The 6186-nt window shown below is 68.7% G+C and carries 5 protein-coding genes and 1 pseudogene; 4 read left to right on the top strand and 2 right to left on the bottom strand.

Features of this window, described 5'->3' with window-relative positions; all coding sequences use genetic code 11:
- The coding region (locus GA0115233_RS39390) for a nitrate- and nitrite sensing domain-containing protein (RefSeq protein ID WP_141689651.1) at nt 1–2264 on the bottom strand (2264 nt) is incomplete at its 3' end.
- A 571-nt stretch (nt 2265–2835) separates the two neighbouring features.
- On the opposite strand from GA0115233_RS39390, the gene GA0115233_RS39385 reads away from it, so the two are divergent.
- The 3 genes from GA0115233_RS39385 (at nt 2836) to gltX (ending at nt 5355) form a co-directional block, all read left to right on the top strand.
- Complete coding sequence (locus GA0115233_RS39385; RefSeq protein ID WP_093725540.1) at nt 2836–3021, top strand: hypothetical protein; 186 nt, start codon at nt 2836–2838, stop codon at nt 3019–3021.
- Nucleotides 3022–3101: 80 nt separating this feature from the next.
- On the top strand, nt 3102–3878 hold the full coding sequence (locus GA0115233_RS39380; RefSeq protein ID WP_093725538.1) for a fumarylacetoacetate hydrolase family protein: 777 nt from the start codon (nt 3102–3104) through the stop codon (nt 3876–3878).
- Nucleotides 3871–5355 carry a glutamate--tRNA ligase gene (gene gltX, locus GA0115233_RS39375; RefSeq protein WP_093725536.1) on the top strand — a complete coding sequence of 495 codons (1485 nt, stop codon included), beginning with the start codon at nt 3871–3873 and terminating at the stop codon, nt 5353–5355. The genes GA0115233_RS39380 and gltX overlap by 8 nt, the downstream gene beginning before the upstream one ends.
- Before the next feature lie 59 nt (nt 5356–5414).
- Here gltX and GA0115233_RS39370 read toward each other — a convergent pair whose 3' ends face one another.
- Complete coding sequence (locus tag GA0115233_RS39370; RefSeq protein ID WP_141689650.1) at nt 5415–5699, bottom strand: type II toxin-antitoxin system RelE family toxin; 285 nt, start codon at nt 5697–5699, stop codon at nt 5415–5417.
- A 121-nt stretch (nt 5700–5820) separates the two neighbouring features.
- On the opposite strand from GA0115233_RS39370, the pseudogene GA0115233_RS42175 reads away from it, so the two are divergent.
- Nucleotides 5821–6031 (top strand): annotated as a pseudogene (locus tag GA0115233_RS42175) (HAD family hydrolase); the annotation flags it as partial.
- Nucleotides 6032–6186 lie beyond the last annotated feature (155 nt).

The following is a 6186-nucleotide window of genomic DNA, read 5'->3' as shown; positions in this document are numbered from 1 at the left end:
CCGGAGGGCGAACCGGCGCCGAGCGAACCGCCCGCGGCGGCCTGACGGCGGGCCGCGGCGGCACCGGCGTCAGCCTGCGCGGCGGCGGGACCGCCGGACGGGCCGCCCTGGCCGGGCTTGCCCGGTCCGGGCTTCTTGCCGCCCTGGGCGACGTCGACGGGGAGCATGACCAGCGCGGTCGTACCACCGGAGTCGGACGGGCGCAGCTGGATGCGGATGCCGTGCCGCTGCGACAGACGACCGACCACGAACAGACCCATGCGGCGGGAGACGGAGACGTCCACGGTGGGCGGCGAGGCGAGCCGCTCGTTGATCGCCGCGAGGTCCTCGGGGGACAGACCGATACCGGTGTCGTGGATCTCGATCAGCACCCGGCCGTCGGGCAGGGCGTGACCGGTGACCTTGACCTTGGTCTGCGGGGAGGAGAACGAGGTGGCGTTCTCCAGCAGCTCGGCGAGCAGGTGCACGAGGTCGTTGACCACGCGGCCGGCCACTTCGGTGGACGGCACGGAGGCCAGCTCGATGCGCTCGTACTGCTCCACCTCGGACGCGGCGGCGCGGAGCACGTCGACCAGCGGGACCGGGCGGGTCCAGCGGCGGCCGGGCTCTTCACCGGCGAGAACGAGGAGGTTCTCACCGTTACGGCGCATGCGGGTGGCGAGGTGGTCGAGCTTGAACAGCGAGGACAGCTGGTCCGGGTCGGCCTCGCGGGACTCCAGTTCGGAGATCAGCGAGAGCTGACGCTGGATAAGACCCTGGGAGCGGCGCGAGAGGTTGGTGAACATCGCGTTGACGTTGCCCCGCAGCAGGGCCTGCTCGGCGGCGAGGCGGACCGCCTCGCGGTGCACGTCGTCGAAGGCCGCGGCCACTCGGCCGATCTCGTCCCGGGAGTGCACACCGACCGACTCCACGGACGTGTCCACGTCCTGCGGGTCGGACTCGGACAGCTGCTTGACCAGCTCGGGCAGTCGGTCCGAGGCGACCTTGGTGGCGGTCTCCTCAAGCCGGCGCAGCGAGCGGATCATGGAGCGGGCCACCACGAAGGCGCCGACCAGGGAGACACCGAGCACGAGCAGGATCAGCGCACCGGAGATGATCGCGTCGCGCTCGGACTCGTTGCGCAGCTCACGGGCCTTCTGCTCCATCTGCTCCAGCAGGTGGCGCTCGATGTTGCCCATCTGCTCGATCTTGATCGAGCTGTCGTCCACCCAGTCCTTGTACGAGCGCCGGTCCACCGTGGCCAGACCACTGGTGATGGCGCGCTCGCCGTAGGTGTCGGTGGCCTGGATCGTGGAGTTGCCCTCCTGGACCGGCTTGAGCAGCTCGATGGCCTCGTCACTGCCGTAGATCGCCTTGAAGGAGGCGAGTTCGGAGGTCTGGCTGGTGAGCGCCGACTGGGCGTAGAGCCGGTCGTTGTCGGAGAGGGAGCCGCCGGACTTGTTGTTCGCCGGCAGGGCCGCGGCGAGCACCGCGCGCTGGATGGAGGCGTACTCCTTGGCGGAGGAGAACGCCGCGAGCGCGCGGGTGCGCTGGATCATGTCCGGGTTGCTGGTCGCCTGCGCCATGTCCTGGGACAGGTCCAGCAGGTTCTCGATCAGCCGGTGGTACGCCTCGACGGTCTGGGTGGAGTTGTCCTCCGCCTGGTAGGCGTCGCGGCGGATGTTGGTCAGCGTGCGCAGGTCACGGACGACACCGACGAGGGTGTCGTGGACGCCCTGGAGGTTGGTGTCGGAGGTGTCGACCTCTTCCGCGGACTCGATGAAGTTCTCGCGCAGCCGGTCGGTCTTGTCCGTGAAGCCCTTGACCGTGTAGCCGGTCGCCTTCTCACCGTGCGAGAGCGGACCGGCGGACTGGTCGCGCTCCTCCTGGAGCGCGGCGGCCAGCTCGGTCGCCTGCTTGGTCATGTCCGTCAGCAGCTTCATGTTGTCGAGCTGCTGCATGTCGTCCATGGAGTCGCTGATACGCAGGGCGCCCAGCGACGTGGCCGCGACGACCGGAAGAGCCAGCAGCGACACCAGGCGCGTGGAGATACGCCAGTTGCGCAGGGCTATTCGCGGACCCGGATTGGTGGGGCCCTGCGGCGGCTTCACCGCCGGGGCCGTGGGGCTCGCCGGGCCCGAGGGGGCCGCACCGCCGTCGGCGGACGGGGCCTGACCCGGGCTCTGGGCGTGCTGGGGCGAGGGACTGCCGGCATTGGGGCCAGTCCCGCCGTGCAGCTCCGGCTCCGCCGAAGCACTGCCATCCCTCTTGAAACGTCCCTGCACTAGCGTCGCAACCTCTGGACCAGGCGCCCCGCCGTTTGAACGGACGGGACGGTGTCGGCGTAAGTAGAAGACGTACCTGAATTACGTCCTCTGATGGTCGTTGAGTGACCGGCGCTGGCTCCCCCTTCCGCCGCCACTCGGCGCTGTTGCGCCCTTGCGCGCCGGTACGAACCTGCGGCGGTCCGTGGAATTCCAGCACAGTGCAGGAACTCCAACAAGGGCCGTGGACCGAGCCGTGACCTACGTGACACCTTGTGGGCGCTGAGTCACGGTGTGTAGAAAGTGATTCGCCCTAAAACGGACTTATAAGAGCGAGTTGCAAGGGTACGTCCCGTGTCCCAGTCGAGATGATCAGGAGCGGAATGACTGGTTCAGGTGCGCAATGTCCGTTTCGTTGGGGTGGTTTGAGGGCCGGATTTGACCGGTTTGAGGCTGAACCCGTGAGCAAACTCACATACCGATCATGGGGTCTTCACGCCTTCTCCGGGGAAACGGATGTTTAGCCTGACGCTTTACAAGAGGGCGCGATCTGCCCACTCACCCCACCGCTGACGACAGGGTTCGTACCACCGTGAAGACGACGATGATGTTCCGCACCATAGCCAACCCGCGGCGCACGACGCTGGCCCACCTCGACGGAGCCGACGAACTGCAGACCCCGGAGCAGCCGGAGCACCCCGTCGAACTGCCGGCGCAGACGGCCAACCCGCGCCGCACGGTCCTGGACAAGATCCCGAGCGCCACCGCCGCGGAGTAATGCCGCGAGGTGCGCCGCCCCGGCCGCGCTAGCCTGGAGCGTCAGACTCCAGCCGGTTCAGTCAAGGGGCCAAGCATCCCGTGCGCATCGCCAGATTCTCCATCGACGGGAACGTCGCCTTCGGCGCGGTCGAGGGCGACAAGCCTGACGAGCTCGTCCTCGACATCATCAAGGGCATTCCGTTCGCGGAATTCGAGCTCTCCGGCACCAAGGTCCCGCTGAGCAAGGTACGGCTGCTGCCCCCGGTGCTCCCCAACAAGGTCGTGGCCTTCGGTCGCAACTACGCCGAGCACGCCCGCGAGCTGGGCAACGAGGTCCCGGACGCGCCCTTCGCCTTCTTCAAGCCGTCCACCTCCGTGATCGGACCGGGCGACGAGATCCAGTACCCCGCCTTCTCCGAGGAACTGCACCACGAGGCCGAGCTGGCCGTGGTCATCGGCCGGATGTGCCGGGAGGTCCCGCGCGAGCGGGTCAAGGACGTGATCCTCGGCTACACGTGCGCCAACGACATCACCGCCCGCGACGTGCAGCGCCGCGAGAAGCAGTGGGCGCGGGCCAAGGGCTTCGACACCTCCTGCCCGCTGGGCCCCTGGGTCGAGACCGACCTGGACCCGTCCGACCTGACCGTCCAGCTCACCGTCAACGGGCAGCAGCGGCAGCTCGGCCGCACCAGCGAGATGATCCACTCCATCGAGGATCTGATCGTCAACATCACCGAGGCCATGACGCTGCTCCCCGGCGACGTGATCCTCACGGGCACCCCCGCCGGGGTCGGCCCCCTGGCTGTCGGCGACGAGGTCTCCGTCAGCATCGAAGGCATCGGCACTCTCACCAACAAGGTTGTCAAGCGTGGCTAGCGCACCCGCCTCCCCCGTACGCGTCCGTTTCTGCCCGTCGCCGACCGGCAACCCCCACGTGGGCCTGGTCCGCACCGCCCTGTTCAACTGGGCGTTCGCCAAGCACCACGGCGGCACCCTGGTCTTCCGCATCGAGGACACCGACGCCGCCCGTGACTCCGAGGAGTCCTACGAGCAGCTGCTGGACGCGATGCGCTGGCTGGGCTTCGACTGGGACGAGGGTCCCGAGGTCGGCGGCCCGCACGCGCCCTACCGCCAGTCGCAGCGCATGGACCTCTACCGCGACGTGGCCCAGAAGCTGCTGGACGGCGGCTACGCCTACCACTGCTACTGCTCCCAGGAGGAGCTGGACACCCGCCGCGAGGCCGCCCGCGCCGCCGGCAAGCCCTCCGGCTACGACGGCCACTGCCGCGAGCTGAGCCCGCAGCAGGTCGCCGAGTACCAGGCCCAGGGCCGCGCCCCGATCGTCCGCTTCCGGATGCCCGACGAGACGATCACCTTCACCGACCTGGTCCGCGGCGAGCTGACCTTCACCCCGGAGAACGTCCCGGACTACGGCATCGTCCGCGCCAACGGCGCGCCGCTGTACACGCTGGTCAACCCGGTCGACGACGCCCTGATGGAGATCACCCACGTCCTGCGCGGCGAGGACCTGCTCTCCTCCACCCCCCGCCAGATCGCCCTGTACAAGGCGCTGAAGGACCTGGGCATCGCCAAGCAGACCCCCGAGTTCGGCCACCTGCCGTACGTCATGGGCGAGGGCAACAAGAAGCTCTCCAAGCGCGACCCGCAGTCCTCGCTCAACCTCTACCGCGAGCGCGGCTTCCTGCCCGAGGGCCTGCTCAACTACCTCTCGCTGCTCGGCTGGTCGCTCTCCGCCGACCAGGACATCTTCACCATCGACGAGATGGTGGCCGCCTTCGACGTCAAGGACGTCAACCCCAACCCGGCCCGCTTCGACCTGAAGAAGTGCGAGGCCATCAACGGCGACCACATCCGCATGCTCGATGTGAAGGACTTCACCGAGCGCTGCGCCCCCTGGCTGAAGGCCCCCTTCGCCCCCTGGGCCCCGGAGGACTTCGACGAGGCCAAGTGGCAGGCGATCGCCCCGCACGCCCAGACCCGTCTGAAGGTCCTGTCGGAGATCACCGACAACGTCGACTTCCTGTTCCTGCCGGAGCCGGTCTTCGACGAGGCGAGCTGGACGAAGGCGATGAAGGAGGGCAGCGACGCCCTGCTGCGCACCGCCCGCGAGAAGCTGGAGGCGGCCGACTGGAACTCCGCGGAGTCCCTGAAGGAGGCCGTCCTGACGGCCGGCGAGGCGCACGGCCTCAAGCTCGGCAAGGCCCAGGCCCCGGTCCGGGTGGCCGTCACCGGCCGCACCGTCGGCCTGCCGCTCTTCGAGTCCCTGGAGATCCTCGGCAAGGAGACGACGCTGGCCCGCATCGACGCGGCGCTGGCGAAGCTCACCGCGTGAGATGACGCACAGGTGAGGGGCGGCACCCGGTCCGGGGTGCCGCCCCTCACTGCTTGAACTCAGCGCGCGTCCGCCTCGTCGATCAGGTAGGCGCTCTCGTCGAAGATCTCCAGTACGACGACGACCATGATCGCTCCGGCCACCATGTACTCAAGCATCACGCCGGGGGCGACATAGGCCTTGCGCAGATGCTCGTCCGGGCCGAGCTGCGCTGTCGAGTTCTTCCGGAACGGGTCCCGGGCCAGTATCCGTACGGCCGTGTCCAACTGTGCCCGGCGTTCTTCAGGCAGGGCGTCGAATGTCGCACGGGCCTCGACGGTGAACTGGACACGGTACGCGCTCATGAGCACCAGTGTGCCAGCCGTGCCGCGCCGCCGGGCACCCTTCCCAAACCCCCTGCCTGCCCGCCCGCAGGCCGTGCTGGGCGCCCCTGCTCCGAGCCCGGGACGTCCCTGGCCGCCGGCACCCCACGAGGTGGCCTACGTCGGGGACCACCCCGAGATCGACGCGCGGGGCGCCGCCGACGCGGGCCTGGTCTCGGTCTGGATCGACAGCACGCACTCTGTCCTGGGGCGCCGAGGCACTGGTCGGCCCGCACCGCATCGCGACCCTCACCGAACTCCCCGCGCTCCTCGGCGCGGATACCCGTTTTGGAGCCCCGTCCACCTTCGGGTAATGTTCTTTCTGCGCCGCCGGGAGCGGGCCGAAAGGCCGGTGACCGACAGCGCGAACTAGAACAAGATCCCTTCGGGGCTTGCGTTCCAGTGGCCTATGGTGTAATTGGCAGCACGACTGATTCTGGTTCAGTTAGTCTTGGTTCGAGTCCAGGTA

The sequence above is a fragment of the Streptomyces sp. DI166 genome (genome assembly GCF_900091315.1).
Classification (GTDB): domain Bacteria; phylum Actinomycetota; class Actinomycetes; order Streptomycetales; family Streptomycetaceae; genus Streptomyces; species Streptomyces fuscus.
This window is presented reverse-complemented; position numbering and strand designations above follow the sequence as displayed.